The sequence below is a fragment of the Pseudorhodoplanes sinuspersici genome (assembly GCF_002119765.1).
GTDB classification, from domain to species: domain Bacteria; phylum Pseudomonadota; class Alphaproteobacteria; order Rhizobiales; family Xanthobacteraceae; genus Pseudorhodoplanes; species Pseudorhodoplanes sinuspersici.
Genome location: NZ_CP021112.1, coordinates 3,520,243 through 3,541,481 on the forward strand (window position 1 = coordinate 3,520,243; position 21,239 = coordinate 3,541,481).

The window sequence follows — 21,239 nt, forward strand, 5'->3', positions numbered from 1 at the left end:
TGCAGAACCCGTCGTCAGAATGGGAGTGACCGCGAAGAGGACGACGTGTCCTTCCGGGCCGGGTCTGCCGATCATGTCGCGTGGAGTGTAAAGCCAACTTTGCCCCTTCACTCGCAATCGTAATTTGATAAGCCTCGATATGGAGCGGATATCAGCGGCAATGTTTATGCAGTTGCAGGACAATAACGGTGCAAATGTTGTTAGAGATGATGCCAAAGGTGCCGCCCTTTGCAGATAGGCGGTGAAGCTGACGCGTCAGCGCGCCTGTTTCAGATGACGTGTCACCTTGGTGCGCAACTCTTGCTGCTGTTCCGGCGTCCACTTGCGAAAACCTTCGCCGGACTTGAAGCCGAGTTTTCCTTCGGCAACCAGTTGTTCAAGATAGGGGGAAGGACCGGGCCGGCTCTCGATGGCGGGCAATACTGTTTTGTGGATGGCGAGCGTCAGGTCGGTGCCGACAAGATCGGCATTTTCCAGCGGACCCAGTACTGCGAGCCGGCGGCCGAACGAGGCCTTGATCACAGTATCCACGGTTTCGGCATCGCAGATGCCATGTTCCACGAGGGCGACGGCCTCGCGCCACAGGGCATGCTGAAGCCGGTTGCCGACAAAGCCGGCGACATCCTTCTTCACGTGCACCGGTGTTTTGCCGATCGCCTTATGGAGAGCCATCGTCGTTTCAATGATCTTTGGCGATGTCCATTCCGTGCCGATAACTTCGACCAGCGGCACAAGATAGGGCGGGTTCCACCAGTGTGTGCCAAGTGCGCGCTGGCGATGCTGGAGCCCTTTCATGATCTCGGTGATCGGGATCACCGAGGTATTGCTGGCGAGGATGGTGTCCGGCCGCACATGCTTTTCGATTTCGGCGAACAGCGTCTGCTTCAGCGGCAGATCTTCCAGCACGGCTTCGACAACGTAGTCCGCATCACGCACGGCTTCAGCAAGATCGGCATTCGGGGTGATCCGATCTGTCGCCGCCGGATCGTCACCAAGATCGCGGAGGTTCGCGCTGACACGTTGCTTCACCGTATCCAGATTGGCGGTGAAGGAATCGGTGATCGCCACATCATGACCGGCAAGCGCAAACACCTGCGCGATGCCGTGACCCATCAATCCGGCGCCGATGACGGCAATGCGCGTCTTGTCTGCCATGGTCAGCCCGCCGTATAGCCGCCGTCGGCATAGAGGATATGGCCCGTATAGAAATCCGATGCGGCCGAAGCGAGGAAAAGCAGCGGACCCGCAAGATCGGAAGGCTCGCCCAACCGGCCTTTCGGCACGCGCGAGAGAAAGCCCTTGCGCACGTCTTTAGCCTTGTCGGTGTCCTCATACATCCACGCCGTCAACGCCGAGCGGAACACGGTCGGCGCGATGGCATTGACGGTGATGCCGGTATCACCCCATTCGCAGCCAAGCGCCTTGGTGATGCCATCCACCGCCGATTTCGATGCGCAATAGGCTGTGTACCCGGCCGGATGACCGAGCAAACCACGCGCCGACGACATCAGCACGATCTTGCCGGACGTCTTGCCGTCCTTGCCCTGGGCTAGCATCTGCTTGCCGGCCGCGCGCGCCATCAGCCAGGATTGCGTGACATTGGCGTCCATGACATCGAGAAAGCGCTCGGGTGCCATATCGACGATTTTGGAAACGTCATTTTTGCCGGAACCGACGACGAGAATGTCGAGACGGCCGAATGTGTCGACGGCGGCTTTGACGATCTTTTCGCAGTTGGCTTCCGAACTCGGCCGCAGCGCGATGCTCTCGACCTTTGCGCCCAGCGCTTCGCAGTCGGCAGCCGTCTTTTTTAATTCATCGGCTTTCCCTGCGGCGATCACGACATTGGCGCCGGCACCGGCGAGCACCTGTGCAGCCAAGGCACCGAAAGCGCCGGATGCGCCGGTAACGATTGCGGTCTTGCCGCGGACATCGAACAGGGAGAGGGGATTTTTGAGAAAGGTTTCTGACATGACGATGTTCCTCCATCGTCATGCCCGGCCTTGCGCCGGGCATCCACGTCTTTGTTCATATCAAGGCGTGGATGGCCGGGTCGAGCCCGGCCATGACGGAATATTTAGACGCGCGGCGGCAGCATTGCCACCACGATGGTACAGACCTCGTTGCTGCGATTGATGATCTCGCGGGTCTCGTTCGCGCCGATATAGCAACTGTCGTTCGCCTTCAGCACGTGTTCCTTGCCGTCGACGATCACCGTCAGTTCGCCCGAGATGACGAAATAGACCTTCTCAGGCGGCGATGCATCCGGACCCGCGCCACCGCCGGGCAGGAAATGCGACAGCCCGACGATCATCTCTTTCGATCCGCCGGCTTCGGCGCCGAACAGGCGCAATGACGAATAGCCGCGATGGTTCGGCGCCTCGTAAGGTTTCGCGTCGGAAAATCTGCGGACGATCATGCGAATGTCTCTCCGCTTTCGATGCGGTACGAACCCTTCGGATCAATCATCGCGACAAGACGGATAATGCAGCCGTCGCCGCGATCCCAGTTCCAGGGGAAGAACGCGAAAGTGCATCGGCGGCCGGTGACCTTGTCGAGATCGCCGCCGACATTCTCGATACCGAGAATACCGTTGTTGAAGAGAATGCGGTGCACCGGCTCCCATTCCGGGAAATCGTCCTTCCAGTCGCGACCGCCGGACCATTCCTTGTATTCTTCCGCGAGATGCGGATGCAGCGGGCCGTTGCGCTGCGGACCGATCGCCGTCGCGAGCGGATGGTCGTTAGCCTGGGTGTCGTGGCCGACCACTTTCACCTGCTTTTCGACGAACCATTCGCCGGCCGATTTCACGAAGCCGGGTGCGCGGCAGAAATAGTCTTCCGAGTCCTCGTATTGGTGATGCCAGCCGGTATTGACGATGACAACATCGCGCGGCCGCACGATCTTGCCGGCCGCTTTCTCCATGTCGTCATAGGTGATGGGTTCCCACTTCTTCTTCGGGATCGAGACTACGATGCCGGAGCCGAAGAAGTGCGGCAGCGGCACTTCATCGATGAACGGCGTGCCCTGAACCACATGCGCCGGCGCGTCGATATGCGTGGTGTTGTGCATCGATGTCGTGATGCGCTGCGACAGCACGCCGGACTTGGCCATATAATGAATGCGCTCAATCTTCACGTCTTCGAAGTAAGGCCAGTTCGGGGACTGGTAGCCGAAGCGATGTGACAGGTTGTAGAATTCCAACCCCATCGCGTTGTGCAGGTTTTCTTCGAACTCGATGCCGCGGATCTTCGCCATGCATCATCCTCCCTTTTTACAGTGTTCTATGTGTTGACGGTGGAAAAGCGGTCTTCCAGCACGCGCTTGGTGGCGAGCAGTCGAGCGCAGATATTTGCGCGTTCGCTCTCGAACCGTTGCGTCGGTACCGGCACTGAGATCGCAACATAATTTCCGAGCATGTCGCGCATCGCCACGCCTGCGGCGCAAATGCCAAGGGCGTGCTCCTCGCGATCGATGGCGTAGCCATCCCGGCGAGCGGCTCGAATATCGTCGAGCAATTGCGAAAGCTTGGTCAACGTGCTCGGCGTGCGTGCCTTATAGATTTTGCCGATCAGAGTCTCGATCTGTGCATCGTCCAGCTGGGCGAGATAGGCTTTGCCATTGGCCGTGCAGTAAAGCGGGAATGCTTCGCCAACGGCGGAGACGGTGCGCAGGCGCTGTGACCCGATCACCTGATCGATGAAGACGAGGTGATCACCCTTGATCGAGGCCAGATCGACCGTCTCGTGCAGTTCCTTCGAGAGTTCTACGAGGAATGGTTTGGCAATCGTGGCGAAATCGGTGCGCACCGAACCGGCAAGGCGCAGGATCGTCGGACCAAGCCGCACACGCCCGGCCGGCGAGGCCGCTACGACGAGTTTCTCGGTTTCCAGTGCTGCGACGATCCGCTGAACGGTTGAGCGGGCGAGGCCTACCTTGAGCGCAATCTCACCAAGGCTGAGGCCGGTCGTCGTATCCTCCAACGCCCGCATGATCGCTGCCGCACGCGCAATCACCTGCACCTGACTTTTTTCGATGGTGGCGGTTTGATCGGAGATGGGCTTGGCGGCGACAGTCATGATGTTTTTCCGATCCCGAACAGCCGACTGGCATTGTTATAGGCGATGTCTTCCAGGACCTTGGGATCGAGCGGCAGCTCATTCATGAAGGCGCCGGCCTCGACCGGATTTTCGAACGGATAATCGGCCGAATACATCACGTGCTCATGGCCAAGCGCCTTGATCGCGCAATCGATCGGTTCGAACGAGAACATGCCCGATGTCGTCACGACGATATTCTCGCGAATATAATCGGACGGCCGCCTCTTCAGCTTCACGCCATAGAGCTTCGCACGGCTGTCGAAGCGCCAGAGTTGATAGGGAAGGGTTTCGCCAAGATGGCCGAGCGCGAGTTTGGCCTTTGGAAAGCGATCGAACAATCCGCTGAAAACCAATCGCAGGGCATGCGAGCCGGTCTCGACCGTCCATTCCCACGTTGCACGTTTGAGGCCGCGATAGCCGTCCAGGACCGGCATCGGCGAGACGGGGTCGGCCGGATGCAGATAGATGACGGCACCCAAAGCTTCGGCGCGTTCCCAAAGCGGATAGACCGCCGGATCGTCGAGATACAGGCCATTGGTATGGCCATTGATCATGGCGCCGCAGAACTTGAAATCGCGCACGCAGCGCTCGAGTTCGTCGGCGGCCGCTTTTGCGTCTTGTACGGCGAGATGGGCGAAGCCGCGATAGCGGTCCGGTTGCTTGCTGATTTCTCCGGCGAGGAAGTCGTTGGCTGTGCGGGCCCGTTTTGTTGCGACGGCTACGTCGTGCTCAACCTGAACACCGGGACCGGCGAGCGACAAGATTGCTGTTTCGATGCCCGATGTTTCCATCGCGCCGAGACGCTGCTCGCCGAAATCCTTCAGCCGCGACAGCACCTGGCTATAGAGCGCGGGATCGACATCCTCGACCGTCTTCAGCCAGTAGTCCTCGAAGCCAGGTGCAAGGAAATGCTCTTCAAGCGCGATCTTTTTCATGCCGTTGACACGGATGGCGCCGGGAACGTGCCCGCAACCGCCATCAACCTCCCTCATTCTAACTGTACCGAATTGCGATACATCTGTATTGTTTTATGGTCATCTTATGCAGGAGGCCGCCTTTGTCAAATCGGGCTTTGGCGGCGGCATGGAAGTCGCGGTGGCAGCCAAAATGAAAATGCCCGCGCGAACGCGGGCATCATGGGCGGAAAGCGGAGGTCGAGAGACGTCAGATCACATCAGATCATATAATGGCCGCCATTGACGTGCGTCGCTTGCCCCGAGATGAAGCCGCCACCGGGAGAGGCGAGGAAGGCAACGGCTGCTGCAACCTCGTCAGGATCGCCGAAACGGCCGAGCGGAATTTCGGATTCGATCTTTTGCTTGGCCTGATGCGGATACTGGCTCCAGTCGCGCTCGGTATCGATGGCGCCGGGAACGACGGTGTTTGCGGTGATATTGTCCGGACCGAATTCGCGGCCGATGGCCTTGGCAAGACCGTGCATGCCGGCCTTGCAGGTAATGTTATGGGCGCGGTGCGTCACCTGCCCCCAGAAGCCATCGAAGCCGGAAATGAAGATGACGCGGCCCCATCTATTCTTCTGCATATGCGGGATGGCATTGCGGCTGAGATAGAAGGCAGAGCTGAGATTGGTGCGCAGCACATTGTCCCATTCGTCCGGCGTGATTTCGAGAAACGCCTGATAACGGCGGATACCGACATTCGACACAAGGATGTCGACCGAGCCGAAGGCATCGGCGCAGGCTTGTATGAGTTCTTGCGTTTCCTCAGGCTTTGATACATCGGCCATGACTCCGATCGCCTTGCCGCCGGCCGCGTTGATCTCTGCAACGACATTGTCGACGGCGTCCTTATTTGACGAGCCGTTGACGACAATCGCCGCACCCTTCCTGGCAAGAGCGTGCGCGATGGCGCGGCCAATATTGCGGCCCGATCCGGTGACGACCGCAGCGCGGCCTTTGAGGTCTTGCTCAGACACTTTGCAACTCCAATAGAGACGGCGCCTCACAGTGTGGGGCGCCGCAGTTGAGAAAGTCCTTCTTTCTATTCCGGTTTGAGGCCGATAGAAGGAATGACCTTTGTCCAGTGGGCGTATTCGGCTCTCATGGATTTTTCCAAATCCGCAGGCGAACCGCCGGCCGCCGTTGCGCCTTGAGTCTTCAGCTTGGCGGCGGATTCCGGTGTCTTGATCGCCTCTGCGATGATGCCATTGATCCGATCGACGATCGGCTTCGGCGTTCCGGCCGGTGCGAACACGCCGACCCATGTGTAGGTGACGACGCCCGGCACCGTTTCCGCGATGGTCGGTACACCTGGCAGATCGGGCGAGCGTTTCTCTTCGGCAAGGCCGAGCACGCGAATGGTGCCGCCCTGGACCTGCGGCAGCACCGCTGGCGTCGTTCCGAAGCTGATCGGGATGTGACCGGCGACGAGATCCTGAATGGCTGGACCGCCCCCGCGATAAGGCACGTGCACCATGTTGAGGCCAGTCTTCTGCTTCAGCAGTTCGCCGGCAATGTGATGCGCCGAACCGATGCCGGCGCTGCCGAAGCTCATCTTCTGATCGGGATGTTTCTTCGCGTAATCGATCAGCTCCTGCACGGTCGTGACCGGGAGTTTTGCATTCACTGCCAGCGTCATCACGACATCGGCGACCTTGATCACCGGCGTGAACGCCTTCATCGGATCGTATGGGAAGTTCTTCTGCATGAAGGAGTTCATTGTCACCGGCGCATTGACCGTGACCAGCAGCGTGTAACCATCCGGTGCCGAATGCGCGACCTGCGCGGCGCCCGTCGTGCCGCCGGCGCCGGGGCGGTTTTCAACGACGATCGTCTGGCCGAGTTTCTCGGCCAGCGGATCGCGGATCAGCCGTGCGATGAAGTCGGTCGATGCGCCGGGCGGGTAGGGCACGATGAGGGTGACCGGCCGTGTCGGCCAGTCCGGTGTCTGCGCTAAGGCCGCGCCTGTTGCCAACAGCAAGCCAGTCAACGCCACGCCGTAACGCGCGGCGCGATTGAAAAGCGTCATCGTTATTCCTCCCGATGTCCGCGGCTTTGCGCCACTGGACTTGATGCCGGCGTCTTGTCGCGCCGTTCGTTATTGTTAGAGGCATCTTATCAGTGCATCTTGCAGCATCAATCAAGGTGTTGGCTGATCAAACACCTTGATTGCGTGCCCAATGTCAGCGCCCTTTGAATTGCGGCTTGCGTTTCTCGTTGAAGGCCAGAACGCCTTCATGCCGATCTTCGGTCGAGATCATGCGCTCGTAGCATTGCACCTCGAAGGCAAGGCCGGTCGTGAGATCGGTTTGCGTTGAGACATTGATCGCCTTTTTGATCTGGCGGACTGAAATAGGCGCATTGTCGCAGATGGTGCGCGCGAGTGAGAGCACTTGCGGCATCAGTTCGGCCGCATCGCAGATCTCATTGACCATGCCCCATTCGTAGGCCTGCTCTGCGGTGAAGGGCAGCCCGCTCATGATGATCTGCTTGGCTCTGCGGACACCAACGGCACGCGGGAGATTCTGCGTCGCGCCGGCACCGGGCATGATGCCGCGCGTGACTTCCGGCAAGGCAAAGCGTGCATGCCGCGCGGCGTAGATGAAGTCGCAGCATAAGGCGAGTTCGCAGCCGCCGCCAAAGGCGACGCCGTTGACCGCCGCAATCACCGGCACCGAGCAATTGATGATCGAATAAGCCGCTTCCTCAATGATGGCGTGTTGCGCGCGCCAGGCATCGTCAGTCATGCCCTGACGTTCCTTCAGATCGCCGCCGGCGCTGAAGGCTTTCTCGCCGGATGCCGTGAGGATCACGCAACGCAGATCGCCCCGCGTGAAGGCAAGTTTGCCGAACACTTTCAGCAGGTCTTCCGAGGTCGCGGTGTTCAGCGCGTTATGCACCTCCGGCCGGTTGAACCGAACGACCATCAGGCCGGGTTCAGGCCGCTCGACCAGAAGATGCGCCAGCCCGTCACTGCTCATGCCGCATTCACCGCGCGTTTGTCAGAGGGAAACAATCCGAAATCCGCAACCGAATTCATGCGGTCGAGATTCAGGCATGCGTCGAACAATGTACGCGCGCCGCGCTCGCCAAGCGTCGGCTTGGTGCAGTCCGCGAACTTTTCCCACATTTTCTCGGTCTCGACGCCGCGCTGGAAATGACCGCGGGGCCGGGTGACCGCCTCGGTCGTCAGGACACTGCCATTGCCCAGCACCAGCGAGACGCGATCGAACGGCGAATGCGCGGGTTCGTGCTCGTCCTTTTCGGCGATCGTGCGGACCCGCACCTTGCCGATGAGATCCTGGACGTCGGGCCGGTTCACGAATTCATCGGTCAGTTCGGCATGGCCGCAGGCGCCGGCGACGATGGCGGACGCCATGGCGAATTCGCCGGAGATCTTGGCATCAAGCCCGTTGGTTGGGCGATGAATCCGCAGGATTTCCGCCTGTGTTTCGCCGATTTCCAGATCAATCGTCTCCACATCCTCCGGCTTAACCTGTGTTTTCGCGCGCATGTCGATGACGGCGTCGAGTGCGCGATGAATGGCGTAACAGACCGGATAGAGCTTGATATTGATGCCGCTGCGCAGGATCGCCCAGTCCTTGCCGAGTGCCGATGGGCTCTTGGTATCCACAAATCCCTTTGGCGAGATCGCGCGCATGAAGCCAAGATCGTCTTCAATCGCAGTGTCCGTCGAGGTCAGTCCCGCCTCAGCAAGGCGAGCGGCCAAGAGGCCCGACTGCGCCGCACGGCCGACCTGATAGGGTTTGGTCATCGAACCGAAATTGCCGACGATGCCGCCGGCGAGCGAGGCGGCGATGCCGATGGTGCGCGTCGCCATCTGCGCGTCATGCCCGCGCAGGGACGACACCGCGCCTGCGGCGGCGATGGTTCCGAACATGGCGGTCGGATGCCAGCCCTTGCGGTGATGCTGATCGGGATCGCGCCGCATCATCTCGGCCCAGAGTTCGTAGCCTGCCACATAGGCGGCGATCATCGCGCGGCCGTTGGCTCCCGTTTCAGCGGCCTCCGAAAGGATGGCGGGAACGAGGATCGCGCTGGGATGACCGGCAAGGCCGGTGTCGTCGTAATCGATCGCATGCGCGGCAACGCCGTAGATCAGCGCGCGTTCGGGTGCAGGCGCCTGTAATGCAGAAATCGGCGTGTTATCGCCATCATGCACGATGCCAAGCCCGCGCGCGGTTGTGCGTGTGACGGCCATTGGCCAGCCTGTAACCATCACTGCGATGCAGTCAGTGAAGCCGAGGCGTACCGTTTTCACCGCGTCGGGCGGCAGGGTTTCATAGCGAACCGAGGCGATGAAGCGCCCCATCTCGACCGTCAGTCCCATGCTGGCGCTTTCCGTTTTTCCAAGCTTCAGCGCTCCTAGAGATGAGGGTTTGTCATGTCAACGTTGTGTTTGATATAGGAAACATCGAGTGTGCAGTGATGTTCGGGACTTGAGGGAGACGCGTCCATAATGCCGAGCCGTACAGAACAGACTTCAGACCGCATTGACCTCCGCTACATCGTGCCTGGTCTTTCGCGGGGACTAGCGGTGCTGCAACTGTTCCCGCGCAGTAAGCCGGCCAAGACATTGGCGGAGCTTGCCGCCGGTCTCGGACTTTCACGTTCGGCCGCCTACCGGCTGGTCTACACACTCGAAGCCGATGGTTTCATCGCGCGCGATTCCGAAACGCGCCGCTATCGGCTGACGTCGAAGGTCCTCGATCTCGGCTTCGAATATCTGCATGCGCAGCCGATCACGGAAACGGCCCAGCCTTTCCTGCGCGTTCTCAGCGATCGCAGCAATGCAGCCGCGCATGTGGCAATCCTTGATGATTGGCACGCCGTGTATCTCGCGCGCGCGTTGCCGAATGCCGGTCTCGTCAGCAACCTTCAGCTCGGCGCCCGCTTGCCGGCGCATACGACGTCCAGCGGTCGTATCATGCTGGCCTTTCAGGACGAGGCGCGCCTGAATTCAATCTATGAGAAACTGAAGAGCGAAACGCACGGTGCGCTGGCAGCTCCGCCGCGGGAAGATTTCAATGCGCAGATTGCCGCTGATCGCAAGCGCGGTTATGTCTTCCACCGCTCGACGGTCGATCCCGGTCTTGTCAGCCTTGCCTTTCCGATCCGCGATCATGACTCGCTTGTGATTGCCGCTGTCACGGTGATCGTGCCGGAAAAGATCGCCAATGCGATGGGCGGTGAAAGGGCGCTGCGGCCGATGGTCCAGGAAACGGCAGCCGGGATTTCAAGGAAGATCGGGTATCGGGGATAGACGACACTATCGCATTTTACTCCGCTCATTCCCGCGAAGGCGGGAATCCAGCGAGAGACTCTGGGTCCCCGCCTATGAGCGGTGGAGAGATCGCTGTTACGGCGAAGTCTAGTCCACCTTCACCCGTTGCGCGTCCATGGCGTGCAACTCCGATGCCTTGCCGGACTTCATCACCATGCCGGGCAGGGTGCGGCCGAGCATCTCCTGCGCCATCCGCGCGGCATCGATCAGCGCGTCAAGATCGATGCCAGTATCGATGCCCATTTCATGCGCCATGTGCACGAAATCCTCGGTGCAGATATTGCCGACCGCACGGGGAGCGAAAGGGCAACCGCCAAGCCCGCCGATCGATCCTTCGAAATGGCGAATGCCGCAATCGAGCCCGGCCAGGGCGTTGGCGATGCCAAGGCCCCGCGTGTTGTGCAGATGCAGCCCCAATGTCGCGTCCGGGAAATGCTTGTTCAGGTCCTCGATTGTCCGCCGGATCCGATCCGGATTGGCGACGCCGGTGGTGTCGGCGAGATAGATGATCGGCGCATCATGGCCGAGCAACTGATCCATCATGCGATGCATGCGGTCGCGTGACACTTCGCCCTCATAGGGGCAGCCGAAGGCGGTGGCGATCATACCGACAAGGCGGCTCTGCGTGCCTTTCGTAGCGGCGGCAATCTCGTCGGTCGCCTTCATGCCCTCTTCGGTGGTCATGCGAACGTTGAGGCGGTTGAAGCTGTCGCTCACCGCGACGCCGGCTTTCAGATCGTCGATGCCGGCCTTGATCGCGCGCTCGGCACCGCGGGCATTCGGCACGAAGGCGGCATAGCGTACGCCCGGCTCACGCTTGATCCCCGCAGCAACCGTTTCTGCATCGGCCAGTTGCGGAATCACTTTCGGATGCGCGAAGCCGGTGATCTCGATCTTCTTCAAGCCCGTCTTCGACAATGTGTCGATCAGTGCGATCTTCTGCTCGGCCGGAATCATCGTGCGCTCGATCTGCAGACCGTCGCGCAATCCCACCTCGCTGACGTCGATCGTGCGCGCCGCGCTCATTGCGGCGGCGTCCAGTCCGGCGGCGTCAGGCGGCGCTTGCCGTCCGATGTCCTGCTGACATTCGGATTCTTGAGATCGTCCTTGTCCCAGAGCTGGCAGGTCACTGTCTTGTGCTTCTGGTCGAGGCCTTCGCAGTAATTGGTGAACTCGCACATGCGGATGCTTTGGCCCAGGCCCAGTTTGGTTTTCAGGAACCAGTCCGGATCGGCCAGCGTCTGCCGCGCGGAGCCGACAATGTCGCAGACGTCGTCTGCCAGCATCTTCTCGGCGAATTCGAAATTGTGAACGCCGCCGGTGCAGACGATCGGCGTTTCCAAACCCTCGGCATGAATAGCTTTGCGGATCGCCGATGTCGCATCGACGTTGCGGCCGAAGGGGCCGCGCTCATCTGAGATATATTGCGGCATGCATTCATAGCCGCTCGGCCCCGTATAGGGATAGGCGGCGCCGCCGACGCCAGGCTGCTTGGCATCGTCGAACTTGCCGCCGCGCGAAGTGGAGATGAAATCCATGCCCGCTTTCGCGAATTCAACGCCGAAATAGACGGCATCGGTGACATCGCTGCCGCCTTCGATGCATTCATCGGCGAGGAATCGACAGCCCACGGCGAAGTCGGCATTGGTGCGCTCACGCACGGCCTTGAATACCTCAAGTGGCAATTTCACACGGTTCTCGCGCGGGCCACCGTATCCGTCCTCGCGCGTATTCTTGCGCGAGAGGAAGGATGACATCGTATAGGCATGCGCATAGTGAAGCTCGGCGCCGTCGAAACCGGCCTCCTGCGCGCGCCATGCCGCATCGGCAAACAGGTCCGGCAGCACCTTCGGCAGGTCACGAATATGCGGCAGGTCCATGTCGGTGACACGCTCGCGATAGCCGAATTCCAGCGACTCGAGCTCCCGCTCATTCAGGATCTTGGCGAATTCGTCGCGCTTCATGCCGGCGAGTGTGGCGCGAATATCAGCATCGCTCAGCCCGGGCAGGGCCGCGCGGTGTTCGTCAGTGATGGCAAGAAACCGCTCGAAATATTTCTTCGCATCGGGCCGGCGGCGGATGCTCAGAAAATCGATGAGCTGGATGAACAGCCGGGTTTGGCCGTCGCTCGCCTCGCGCACCGCGTCGGCGAGCCGCTTCAGGCCCGGGATGAACCGATCGTCGCCGATCCGCATCAGTGGCCCGCTCGGAACATCACGAATGCCGGTGGCTTCCACCACAATCGCGCCGGGGCGCCCCTTCGCGAAACGCGCATACCATTCAACAACGGCGTCGGTGACGAAACCATCCTCGGTGGCGCGCCAGGGGACCATGGCGGGAACCCATGTGCGCTGTTCGAGTGTCACAGGGCCGGTCGTAACCGGTGAAAACAGGCGTGAACCCTCCGCCTCGGCCCGGGTCGGGATCCGGCCATGCTTCGGTTCGAATTGGATTCGCTCTGGTGGGCGCCACATTATTCGCTTCACTCACATTCAGGGGGCCAGCCTGTAGTCGATCTATGCGGGTGGAACAGGGGCGTCAATCGTGCTTTCCGTTATCGCGGGTTGTCATGGTGCAGTGCGGGCGGATAGGTTGGTTCCATCGTCCTGCCCGGCAAAGCCCCATGCTCGATCCCAGCGTTTATCCCGACACGTTCGCTCGCGACGGCCTGCCGCCTTTTGCACTTTGGCCGGAATTCGAGGGACTGGAGGCGCTAGGCTATCCGAAGCGGTTCAATGCCGCTGTCGAACTGCTGGACAAGGCCGTTGACGCGGGATTCGGGTCTCGCCTTGCGATCCGTACGTTACCCGCGACCTGGACCTACGACGAATTGCTGGACAAGGCGAACCGCATCGCCGCGGTGCTGGTCAATGACCTCGGTCTCGTGCCGGGAAACCGTGTGCTGCTTCGCTCGTCCAATAACGCGATGAAGGCGGCCTGCTGGCTGGGCGTGCTGAAGGCCGGCGGGATCGCCGTGGCAACCATGCCGCTGCTGCGCGCGCAGGAATTGTCCTACATGCTCCGCAAGGCGAAAGTGCAATTCGCCTTTTGTGATGCGGGGCTTGCTGATGAACTTGAGCAAGCCGCATCGCCCGATCTCAAGACCGTCTATTTCCACACCAATGCCGCCGATGGCCTTGAAGCCCGCATGGCGAGGCAGAGTGGGGCGTTTGAGAATGTCATTCCCTCGCATGACGATGTCGCGCTGATTGCCTTCACATCAGGGACAACCGGTCTGTCCAAGGCAACGGTGCATTTCCACAGGGATATTCTGGCGATCGCCGATAGTCTGCCGCGCCATGTGCTGAAGCCGACACCGGACGATGTCTTCCTGGGCTCAGCGCCATTCGCCTTCACCTTCGGCCTTGGCGCCATGCTGGTGTTTCCGCTGCGCTACGGCGCGTCGGCGGTGATGCTGGAAAAGCCGACAGCTGAAAACATGCTGTCAGCGATCGAACGCGAGGGCGTCTCTCGCCTCTTCACGGTGCCGACGCTTTATCGCGGCATGACGCCGCTTGCCGCTGGCTATGATGTTTCGACGCTGAAGACCTGTATTTCCTCCGGCGAGCATATGCCTGTTGCGGTGTTTGAAGGCTGGTTCCGTGCCACCGGCCTCCGGCTGGTTAACAGCATCGGTTCGACGGAGATGTTGCACGCCTTCGTCGCCAATCTCGAGACCCACCGTATCCCCGGTTCCGTCGGCCAGCCAATTGCCGGCTATCGCGCCATGGTCGTTGACGATGATATGAAGCCGTTGCCGGCCGGGCAGGTGGGACGTCTCGCCGTGCGCGGACCCACCGGCTGCCGCTATTTCGATGATCCCGAACGGCAGGCGAGATATGTGCGCGATGGCTGGAATCTCACCGGTGATGCATTCGAGACAGATGACGAGGGGAACCTCTGGTACCACGCCCGCACCGACGACATGATCATCAGTGCCGGCTACAATATCTCCGGTGCCGAGGTGGAAGGCATTTTGTTGCAGCACCCGCTGATCGCCGAATGTGCGGTGGTCGGACTGCCGAACGAGGAGCGCGGGCAGATCGTCGCTGCTTATGTCGTGATGCGCGACGGTGCGCAGACCGACGATGCGATGAGGCGCGAATTGCAGGATCTCGTGAAGTCGCAGATCGCGCCCTACAAATATCCGCGTTCGATCGATTTCGTTGCCTCATTGCCGAAGACGATCACCGGGAAAATCCAGCGCAGCGCGCTGCGCAATGAGAGGCAGTGATTTTTTCTGCCGCAATTTTCCTCATCCCTTCTGTCATTGACCACGAGAGTAGAGAATCAATTCTACGGGCGGCCTTTTGCGCAGCATGATTGATCTCTCACTCATGGGAGCGAGAGCATAAGCTGGACTGATCCAGGCCTGACTCATTCTGTCATCGACGGAGTGTGTATTTTCGCACACTCGATCATCACTCAAGACACTAGCTCCGTGGCACAGGCAAAAGCCCTCGTAAAACGGAGATACATCATGTCGAAATTATCAACTGCGATTCTTGCAGTGGCGATTGTCGCTGGGACAACGGCTGCGTCATATGCCCAGACGCATGCGACCCGGCACGATCATCATCGGATCAGCGGGCCGGCCGCCAAGTCACGGGCGCAGGCCGCACCGCGCTACACAAATGGCGCGGCTCGATCCAACGAAGTCTACGAGTGGGGAAAGTATCAGGGCCAGGATCCGGACATCAATGTCCGCCTGATGCTGCGGAGAGATGTCCACAATTGATGCAACGTGGCTCGCTGCTTATTGCGTTGTCACACAAGACGGATGGCCGGTTTTCGATACCGGCCATCCATCCTGTTAAACAAACTCCACGTCGAAATCCGTGTCGTCGCCGGTGCAAGCGCGTTTGATCATTCGGCGCAACTGAACTGTATCGTTCAACAGAAGCGCGCCGCGCGTTCGTTCGATCAAGCCGGCCCGCTCCAGTGCCTTCATTTCGCGCGCGACGGCCTCGCGGCGCGTGCTGACGCGTGCGGCGATGGCGGCCTGGGTCGGCGGCGGCGAGATAGAGGCCCGATTCTCTGCACCAGCTTTGGGCTGCGCGAGCCGCAACAGCTCCGCATAGATCCGGTGCCGGACGTCGAGCATTGAGAAGTCGCGGACGCGATCCGTAAGGGCGTGAATGATTTTGGCCGCGCGGAGCAACACCTGATCGCGCACATCGGGATGATGATCGAGAACGGTGCGGAACACGCCTCGCGGCATCCGTGCGATCACCACGTCAGTATATGCTAGAATTCCGGTCGCGCTGGGCTCGCCATCGATAGCGGCGATCTCGCCGATAAACCCGCCCGCGTCGAGGTCCTTGAACAACACCTCGCGCCCGGAGGCTGCAGGGATCTTCAGGCGTACAACACCGCTCAGGACAAAGAAAACGTCGGTTGTGGCTTCATGATATTCCACGACCCATTCATTGCGGGAATATTTGCGCCAGGTGCATTGCGTGTCCAGGATTGCGATCGCCTGGGGACCGAGCGAACGGAATAGATCGATCTTCGCCAAAGTTTCGCTTCGGCGGCTTGGTCTCACGCCGCGTCTGGAGGGCTCGGAACTCGGGACCGGTGAGCCGGTCACAGCGTCTTCGAGGATCATGCAGTCAAGTCATCCCTTTTACCGGCGCTTCAACAGGAAGCCCGGTGAATCGCCGCCGATATGGCGATCGGTCGGCCATCGTGTAAGTGGCGAGTCTGCCGTGCACTGCCGCTATGCAGAAAATGCGGCTGTCCCGATGCTTTTATGTCACGGTGAGTTCCGTCTATTCGGGTACAGGTCTGGCAACGCCATGACCGATCGGGTAGCCGTCCGCGTTTCACCATGTCGCAGCGGCGTTTGGGGCAAATAGAAAAAATTGCCGCAGGCGGTTCGAGCGGTTGTCCGCCGATCGTTTGGTGAATATCCTGTTAACCGATCCGGTTCGCCGCCAGAGCATCCAATGAGGCCGGATCGTGGAAACGCCAGATCGCCATGACCGATGCTGTTCAGGCTGCATCCGTGCGCGAGGCCGCCTCAGCCGGTTCGGCCGAGGCGTGGTGGCGTCCCGTTGCGCGCAACGCATTCCCGTTCATCGTCGTCGGCATCGCCTGGGAAATCGTGGCGCGGTCCGGCATGTTCCCGCGCAAATTGTTCCCGACGCTGGGCGACATCGCCGAAACATTCTGGGCGCTCACCATCTCCGGTATCCTGCCGCATCACGCCGCTGAAACGATCCTGCGTCTGATCGCGGGATTCGCGCTGGCCGCCGCTGTCGGCGTTCTGATCGGCATCATGATGGGACGCTCGCGGCGCGCCGAGGATTACACGCTGCCGCTGGTGGCTATTCTCGCGCCGATTCCCGGCATTGCGTATGCGCCGTTGTTTCTTCTCTGGTTCGGACTCGGAAATTTCTCAACGATCTTGCTCGTCGCCTTCGTCTCCTCCTTTCCCATCGTGTTCAACACCTGGACCGGCGTGAAAGCCGTGAAGGAAATCTGGCTGCGCTCCGCGCAGGCGATGGGCGCAAATGACCGGCGGTTGTTCCGCCATGTCATCCTGCCCGGCGCATTGCCTTACATCCTCACCGGCTTGCGGCTCGGTCTTGCGCAAGCGTGGCGCGTTCTCGTCGGCGTCGAAATGCTCGCCGCCGTGTCGTGGGGGCTTGGCTGGCTGATCTTCGGCGCCCGCGAATTCCTCAATACCGATGTGATGCTGTGCGGTGTCGCGGTGATCGGCCTGATCGGGCTCGCGCTGGAGAAACTCGTCTTCCAGAAACTGGAAGACTACACGCTGGTGCGCTGGGGGATGATGCGATGACGCTGACGTCCGAACGCCTCACATCGTGGCGCAGAGCGGCAACATCGATTATCGGCGTGCTCGTCCTGTACGAGATCGTGGCGCGCAGCGGCTATTTCCCGGCCGTGCTGTTGCCGCCGTTATCGAAGGTTGTCGTCACATTGTACACCTCGCTGATCGACGGCACGATGCTGCATCACGCGGCTGCGACGCTCTATCGTGTGCTGTTCGGCATGGTGCTTGCGACCATCGTCGCCGTGCCACTCGGCGTATTGATGGCGCGCTTCAAGCCGGTCGAGAATTTCTGCCTGCCGCTTGCCAGCGCATTGATGCCGATCCCTTCGCTCGCCTGGGTCCCGGTTTTCATTCTTTGGTTCGGCCTTGGCAACACGGTCGCGATCCTGATCGTCTTCTATGCCTCGACATTCCCGATCCTGCTCAACACCTGGTCCGGCGTGCGCTCGGTCAATCCTTTGTGGCTGCGAGCAGCGGGCGCGATGGGGGCGGGCGGGCAATCGCTGTTCTGGAAGGTGATGATCCCGGCGGCGTCGCCTTTCATCATCACCGGCATCCGTCAGGCGTTCCTGCGTGCCTGGATCGCCGTTATCGGCGCGGAGTTTCTCGCGGCGTCCGACTTCGGTCTTGGCTGGGTGATCTTCGACGCCAAGGAATTCCTCAATGCCGATCTGATGCTCGCCTCGCTCGCAGTCATCGGTTTCATCGGTTTTGTGTTCGAACGCATCGTCTTCGGATCGGTCGAGAAAGCCACTGTCATGCGATGGGGCATGGTGCGCGCCGCCAAAACTTAGCTTCCGATACTGAGCGACTTTATTGGGAGAAGACATGTCCGAGATTGAAATCCGCGAGGTCTCCCTGAGTTACGACACGCCGGCCGGCCGCGTGCAGGGCGTGCAGGAAGTCTCGCTCGATATCGAGCGGTCGGAATTCCTGTGCCTCGTCGGTCCCAGCGGCTGCGGCAAGTCCACATTGCTGAATATCATTGCCGGTTTCATCCCGCCGAGCGGCGGCGAAATCCGCATCGGCGGCAAGGCGGTGAACGGCCACGGCATGGATCGCGGCGTCGTGTTCCAGGATTTTGCGCAACTCTTCCCGTGGCGCACGGCGCTCGGCAATGTCGCCTTCGGTCTTGAGATGAAGGGCGTTGCCAAGGACGAGCGCGAGAAGATCGCGCGTGAGCAATTGCGTCTCGTGAAACTGGAGAAGTTTGTCGCGTCCTATCCGCATCATCTCTCTGGCGGCATGCAGCAGCGTGTCGCGATTGCGCGGGCGCTCGCTTACAATCCGGCCGTTCTTCTGATGGACGAGCCGTTTGCGGCACTCGATGCCCTGACGCGAGATGACATGCAGCGCCTTCTGGCTGATGTCTGGCATGAGACGAAAAAGACGGTGATCTATGTCACCCACAATGTCGCCGAAGCCGTCTATCTCGCCGATCGCGTGATCATCATGACGCCGCATCCCGGCACGGTGAAATCGGAAATCAGGATCGATTTGCCGCGTCCGCGGGATCCGCTGAGCGTCGAATTCCTCGATTACCAGAAGCGTCTTTTGCGTGAACTAGGACAGGACAAGGCCAACAACTGACACGATAAAGGCGAAAACGCCAAAGGGAGGATAACGCATGACGACCGACAAGAACGGGATCACCCGCCGTCACTATCTCGCCGGCACGGGCGCCGGGCTCGTTGCTGCGGGCCTCGGCATCACGCCCTCCGCTGCGGAGGACATGATGGTGCGGCAAGGTTACCAGACCAACATCTGGGGCATGCCGACCTATTATCTCATGCGGTCCGGCCTCCTTGAAAAACGTGGCGTGAAATTCCAGGAATTCGCGGTGCCGTCCGGCAACCTGACGATGCAGCAGATGGTGGCGCGTCAGGTCGACCTTGGCACCTATGCCGCGCAATCGCTGATCCTTGGTCACGACAAGGGCGGCATGATCGGCATCGCCCAGATCGAATATGTCGGCAAGACCGCCGCCGTGCTGGCGCGCAAGGATCTCAACATCACCAAACTCGAGGAATTGCGCGGCAAGAAGATCGGCAATCAGGTCGGATCATCCGTCGGCAATGTCTTCACCGATACCATCGGCCCGTCGGCCGGCCTGAAAAAAGGCGACTGGCAGGAAGTGCGCATGAACGTCAATGACATGGTCGCGGCGCTGGCTGCCAAGACCATCGATGCCGCGGTGCCCGTCGAGCCCTACAACTCCATCGCCGAGGCGGACGGCATCGCCAATATCGTCACCGACTTCTCGCCCTATGACAGAATGCCGGTCTTCATGGCGGCGACGCCGGATTTCGTCGAGAAGAACCCGAAGGCCATGATCGCTTACCTGCAGGCTTGGCTCGACGTGGCGAAGGATTTCAAGGAACAGCCGAAAAAGGTCGCTGAGGTGATCTACAGCTTCTACACCGAGAAGGGCTACAAGATGTCGCCGGAGACCTTTCAGAAGGCCTTGGCGCGGGTGGAGGTCAATCCCGGTTTTCCAAGCGATCTTGCGCCCTACATGCAGCAGCAGGCGGAAGTCCTCCTGCGCGAGAAAAAAATCTCCGCAATTCCCGATTGGAAGAAGGTGCTGCGGCCGGATTTGATGGAAAAGGCAAGGGCGGCATCGTAATAGTCCTGCCATCTAACAAATCCGCTCGTCCCCGTGCAGGCGGGGACCCAGGCCTCCATGCGACACAGGTCGTGTCATGCTGGGTCCCCGCTTTCGCGGGGACGAACGGACCAATGATGCTTGTGTCTGGAGAATGCCATGTCCGAATCCCCCCTGAAGTCCCGCGCCTCCGATTCCATCCTTTGGAATTTCAAGCTGCTGGCTCACCATGAACTGGCCGGCTTCGGCGGCATGGGCGAGGGCATGTCGATCCAGATGACCAAGGATGGCCGGCGCATCATCTATCTCGCGCATGAAAGCGCGCCGAAGAATTTCACCGGCGTTGATGTCACCGATCCGCGCAATCCGAAGATCGTGGTGCAGACCGAATTGCCCGAGGCCTTCATGCGCTCCAATTCGCTCGAGGTCGTCGGCGACATCATGGCGGTCGCTTACCAGACCCAGAAGGTCGGCCAGAAGCCGGCGGGGTTCGAACTGTTCGACATTTCGGTTCCGGAGAATCCGAAGTCCATCGCGCGTGTCGATCGCTCCGGCCCGCATTCGCGCGGCGCGCACCAGTTGTGGTTCGCCGATGGGGAGTATGTGCACATCGCTTCGGGCGCGCCGGACTTCGAGCCGACCCATCCGCTCGACGACCAGTGCTACCAGATTTTCGATGTGCGCAATCCGTCCAAGCCGGTCGAGGCCGGGCGGTGGTGGATGCCCGGCACGCGCAAGGGCGACGATGTGCCGCCGCCGGTCCGCCACAAGGTGTTCGACATGGGCTTTCGCGCCCACAACACCAATGTCTATCCGCAGCGGCCGGACCGTTGCTATCTCGGCTATATCGATGGCGGCATGTACATCATGGACATTTCCGACATGTCGCGGCCGAAGCCGATCGCCCATTGGGACAACTCGCCGCCCTATCACGGCTTCACGCACACGATCCTGCCGCTGTTCGATCGCGGATTGCTCGTCGTCACCGATGAATCGGTGGTGGACGATGCCGCCGACTGGCCGAAGCTGATCTGGATTCTCGACGGCCGCGACGAAACCAATCCGGTGCCGATTGCGACCTGTCCGCTGCCCTACGACGCCTTCAAGAGCCGTGGCGGGCGTTTCGGCGCGCACAACATCCACGAGAACAAGCCGACGCCGTATACTTGGATGTCCGATCAGGTGGTGATCGGCACGTTCTTCAACGGCGGCATCCGCGCCTACGACATCTCCAATCCCTACCAGCCGAAGGAAATCGCCACCTTCGTGCCGGAAGCCCCCGCGCTGGCGCCGCAGGGCACGATCCAGCTCAACGACGTGTTCGTCGACGAACGCGGCATCGTCTACACCGTCGATCGCCATGTTGGCGGGTTGTATATTCTGGAGATGGGGTTCTAGTTTGGCCCGCAACGGGCAAACACTTTCCGTTCGTCCCCGCGAAAGCGGGGACCCAGAATCTGGATTCCCGCTT

General features: G+C 60.4%; 21 protein-coding genes. 8 read left to right on the forward strand and 13 right to left on the reverse strand.

The window, feature by feature from the left end:
* Positions 1 to 255 precede the first annotated feature (255 nt).
* The 10 genes from CAK95_RS17050 to CAK95_RS17095 form a co-directional block, all read right to left on the reverse strand.
* A complete protein-coding gene (locus CAK95_RS17050) occupies positions 256 to 1,155 on the reverse strand; it encodes a 3-hydroxyacyl-CoA dehydrogenase family protein (RefSeq protein ID WP_086088986.1) in 900 nt (299 codons plus the stop codon).
* A 2-nt stretch (positions 1,156 to 1,157) separates the two neighbouring features.
* Positions 1,158 to 1,973, reverse strand: a complete 816-nt coding sequence (locus CAK95_RS17055) for an SDR family NAD(P)-dependent oxidoreductase (RefSeq protein WP_086088987.1) — start codon at positions 1,971 to 1,973, stop codon at positions 1,158 to 1,160.
* 104 nt (positions 1,974 to 2,077) lie between these two features.
* On the reverse strand, positions 2,078 to 2,419 hold the full coding sequence (locus CAK95_RS17060) for a cupin domain-containing protein (protein ID WP_086088988.1): 342 nt from the start codon (positions 2,417 to 2,419) through the stop codon (positions 2,078 to 2,080).
* Positions 2,416 to 3,258 carry a cyclase family protein gene (locus CAK95_RS17065; RefSeq protein ID WP_198343729.1) on the reverse strand — a complete coding sequence of 281 codons (843 nt, stop codon included), beginning with the start codon at positions 3,256 to 3,258 and terminating at the stop codon, positions 2,416 to 2,418. The genes CAK95_RS17060 and CAK95_RS17065 overlap by 4 nt, the downstream gene beginning before the upstream one ends.
* A 26-nt stretch (positions 3,259 to 3,284) precedes the next feature.
* Positions 3,285 to 4,079: an IclR family transcriptional regulator gene (locus tag CAK95_RS17070; RefSeq protein WP_086088989.1), complete on the reverse strand. Its 795-nt coding sequence runs from the start codon at positions 4,077 to 4,079 to the stop codon at positions 3,285 to 3,287.
* Positions 4,076 to 5,092 (reverse strand): amidohydrolase family protein, encoded by a 1,017-nt coding sequence (locus CAK95_RS17075; protein WP_086088990.1) that lies wholly within the window; start codon positions 5,090 to 5,092, stop codon positions 4,076 to 4,078. Before CAK95_RS17075 ends, CAK95_RS17070 begins: the two co-directional genes overlap by 4 nt.
* A gap of 182 nt (positions 5,093 to 5,274) precedes the next feature.
* Positions 5,275 to 6,036 (reverse strand): SDR family NAD(P)-dependent oxidoreductase, encoded by a 762-nt coding sequence (locus CAK95_RS17080; RefSeq protein ID WP_157699655.1) that lies wholly within the window; start codon positions 6,034 to 6,036, stop codon positions 5,275 to 5,277.
* Between the two features lie 65 nt (positions 6,037 to 6,101).
* On the reverse strand, positions 6,102 to 7,088 hold the full coding sequence (locus CAK95_RS17085) for a Bug family tripartite tricarboxylate transporter substrate binding protein (protein ID WP_086088992.1): 987 nt from the start codon (positions 7,086 to 7,088) through the stop codon (positions 6,102 to 6,104).
* 154 nt (positions 7,089 to 7,242) lie between these two features.
* Positions 7,243 to 8,040 carry an enoyl-CoA hydratase-related protein gene (locus CAK95_RS17090; protein ID WP_086088993.1) on the reverse strand — a complete coding sequence of 266 codons (798 nt, stop codon included), beginning with the start codon at positions 8,038 to 8,040 and terminating at the stop codon, positions 7,243 to 7,245.
* Positions 8,037 to 9,410, reverse strand: coding sequence for an MmgE/PrpD family protein (locus CAK95_RS17095; protein WP_086088994.1), 1,374 nt, complete (start codon positions 9,408 to 9,410; stop codon positions 8,037 to 8,039). The genes CAK95_RS17090 and CAK95_RS17095 overlap by 4 nt, the downstream gene beginning before the upstream one ends.
* Before the next feature lie 129 nt (positions 9,411 to 9,539).
* On the opposite strand from CAK95_RS17095, the gene CAK95_RS17100 reads away from it, so the two are divergent.
* On the forward strand, positions 9,540 to 10,343 hold the full coding sequence (locus tag CAK95_RS17100) for an IclR family transcriptional regulator (protein ID WP_086088995.1): 804 nt from the start codon (positions 9,540 to 9,542) through the stop codon (positions 10,341 to 10,343).
* Positions 10,344 to 10,451: 108 nt separating this feature from the next.
* Here CAK95_RS17100 and CAK95_RS17105 read toward each other — a convergent pair whose 3' ends face one another.
* Positions 10,452 to 11,390: a hydroxymethylglutaryl-CoA lyase gene (locus CAK95_RS17105; protein WP_086088996.1), complete on the reverse strand. Its 939-nt coding sequence runs from the start codon at positions 11,388 to 11,390 to the stop codon at positions 10,452 to 10,454.
* Complete coding sequence (locus CAK95_RS17110) at positions 11,387 to 12,838, reverse strand: oxidoreductase (protein ID WP_086088997.1); 1,452 nt, start codon at positions 12,836 to 12,838, stop codon at positions 11,387 to 11,389. Before CAK95_RS17110 ends, CAK95_RS17105 begins: the two co-directional genes overlap by 4 nt.
* Positions 12,839 to 12,987: 149 nt before the next feature.
* Here CAK95_RS17110 and CAK95_RS17115 point away from each other — a divergent pair, with 149 nt between their 5' ends.
* Both CAK95_RS17115 and CAK95_RS17120 read left to right on the forward strand, forming a co-directional pair.
* Positions 12,988 to 14,598, forward strand: coding sequence for an AMP-binding protein (locus tag CAK95_RS17115; RefSeq protein WP_086088998.1), 1,611 nt, complete (start codon positions 12,988 to 12,990; stop codon positions 14,596 to 14,598).
* 246 nt (positions 14,599 to 14,844) lie between these two features.
* Complete coding sequence (locus CAK95_RS17120) at positions 14,845 to 15,102, forward strand: hypothetical protein (protein ID WP_086088999.1); 258 nt, start codon at positions 14,845 to 14,847, stop codon at positions 15,100 to 15,102.
* Between the two features lie 75 nt (positions 15,103 to 15,177).
* Here CAK95_RS17120 and CAK95_RS17125 read toward each other — a convergent pair whose 3' ends face one another.
* On the reverse strand, positions 15,178 to 15,882 hold the full coding sequence (locus CAK95_RS17125; protein WP_198343730.1) for a Crp/Fnr family transcriptional regulator: 705 nt from the start codon (positions 15,880 to 15,882) through the stop codon (positions 15,178 to 15,180).
* Between the two features lie 462 nt (positions 15,883 to 16,344).
* Here CAK95_RS17125 and CAK95_RS17130 point away from each other — a divergent pair, with 462 nt between their 5' ends.
* The 5 genes from CAK95_RS17130 to CAK95_RS17150 all read left to right on the forward strand — a co-directional run bounded on the left by CAK95_RS17130 (position 16,345) and on the right by CAK95_RS17150 (position 21,166).
* Positions 16,345 to 17,169 carry an ABC transporter permease gene (locus CAK95_RS17130; protein ID WP_086089001.1) on the forward strand — a complete coding sequence of 275 codons (825 nt, stop codon included), beginning with the start codon at positions 16,345 to 16,347 and terminating at the stop codon, positions 17,167 to 17,169.
* Entirely contained in the window at positions 17,166 to 17,957 is a 792-nt protein-coding gene (locus CAK95_RS17135) for an ABC transporter permease (RefSeq protein WP_086089002.1), read from the forward strand. Before CAK95_RS17130 ends, CAK95_RS17135 begins: the two co-directional genes overlap by 4 nt.
* Positions 17,958 to 17,991: 34 nt before the next feature.
* Positions 17,992 to 18,753, forward strand: coding sequence for an ABC transporter ATP-binding protein (locus CAK95_RS17140; RefSeq protein WP_086089003.1), 762 nt, complete (start codon positions 17,992 to 17,994; stop codon positions 18,751 to 18,753).
* 37 nt (positions 18,754 to 18,790) lie between these two features.
* Positions 18,791 to 19,789, forward strand: a complete 999-nt coding sequence (locus tag CAK95_RS17145; RefSeq protein ID WP_086089004.1) for an ABC transporter substrate-binding protein — start codon at positions 18,791 to 18,793, stop codon at positions 19,787 to 19,789.
* A gap of 138 nt (positions 19,790 to 19,927) precedes the next feature.
* Positions 19,928 to 21,166, forward strand: a complete 1,239-nt coding sequence (locus CAK95_RS17150; RefSeq protein ID WP_086089005.1) for an LVIVD repeat-containing protein — start codon at positions 19,928 to 19,930, stop codon at positions 21,164 to 21,166.
* Positions 21,167 to 21,239: the final 73 nt, after the last annotated feature.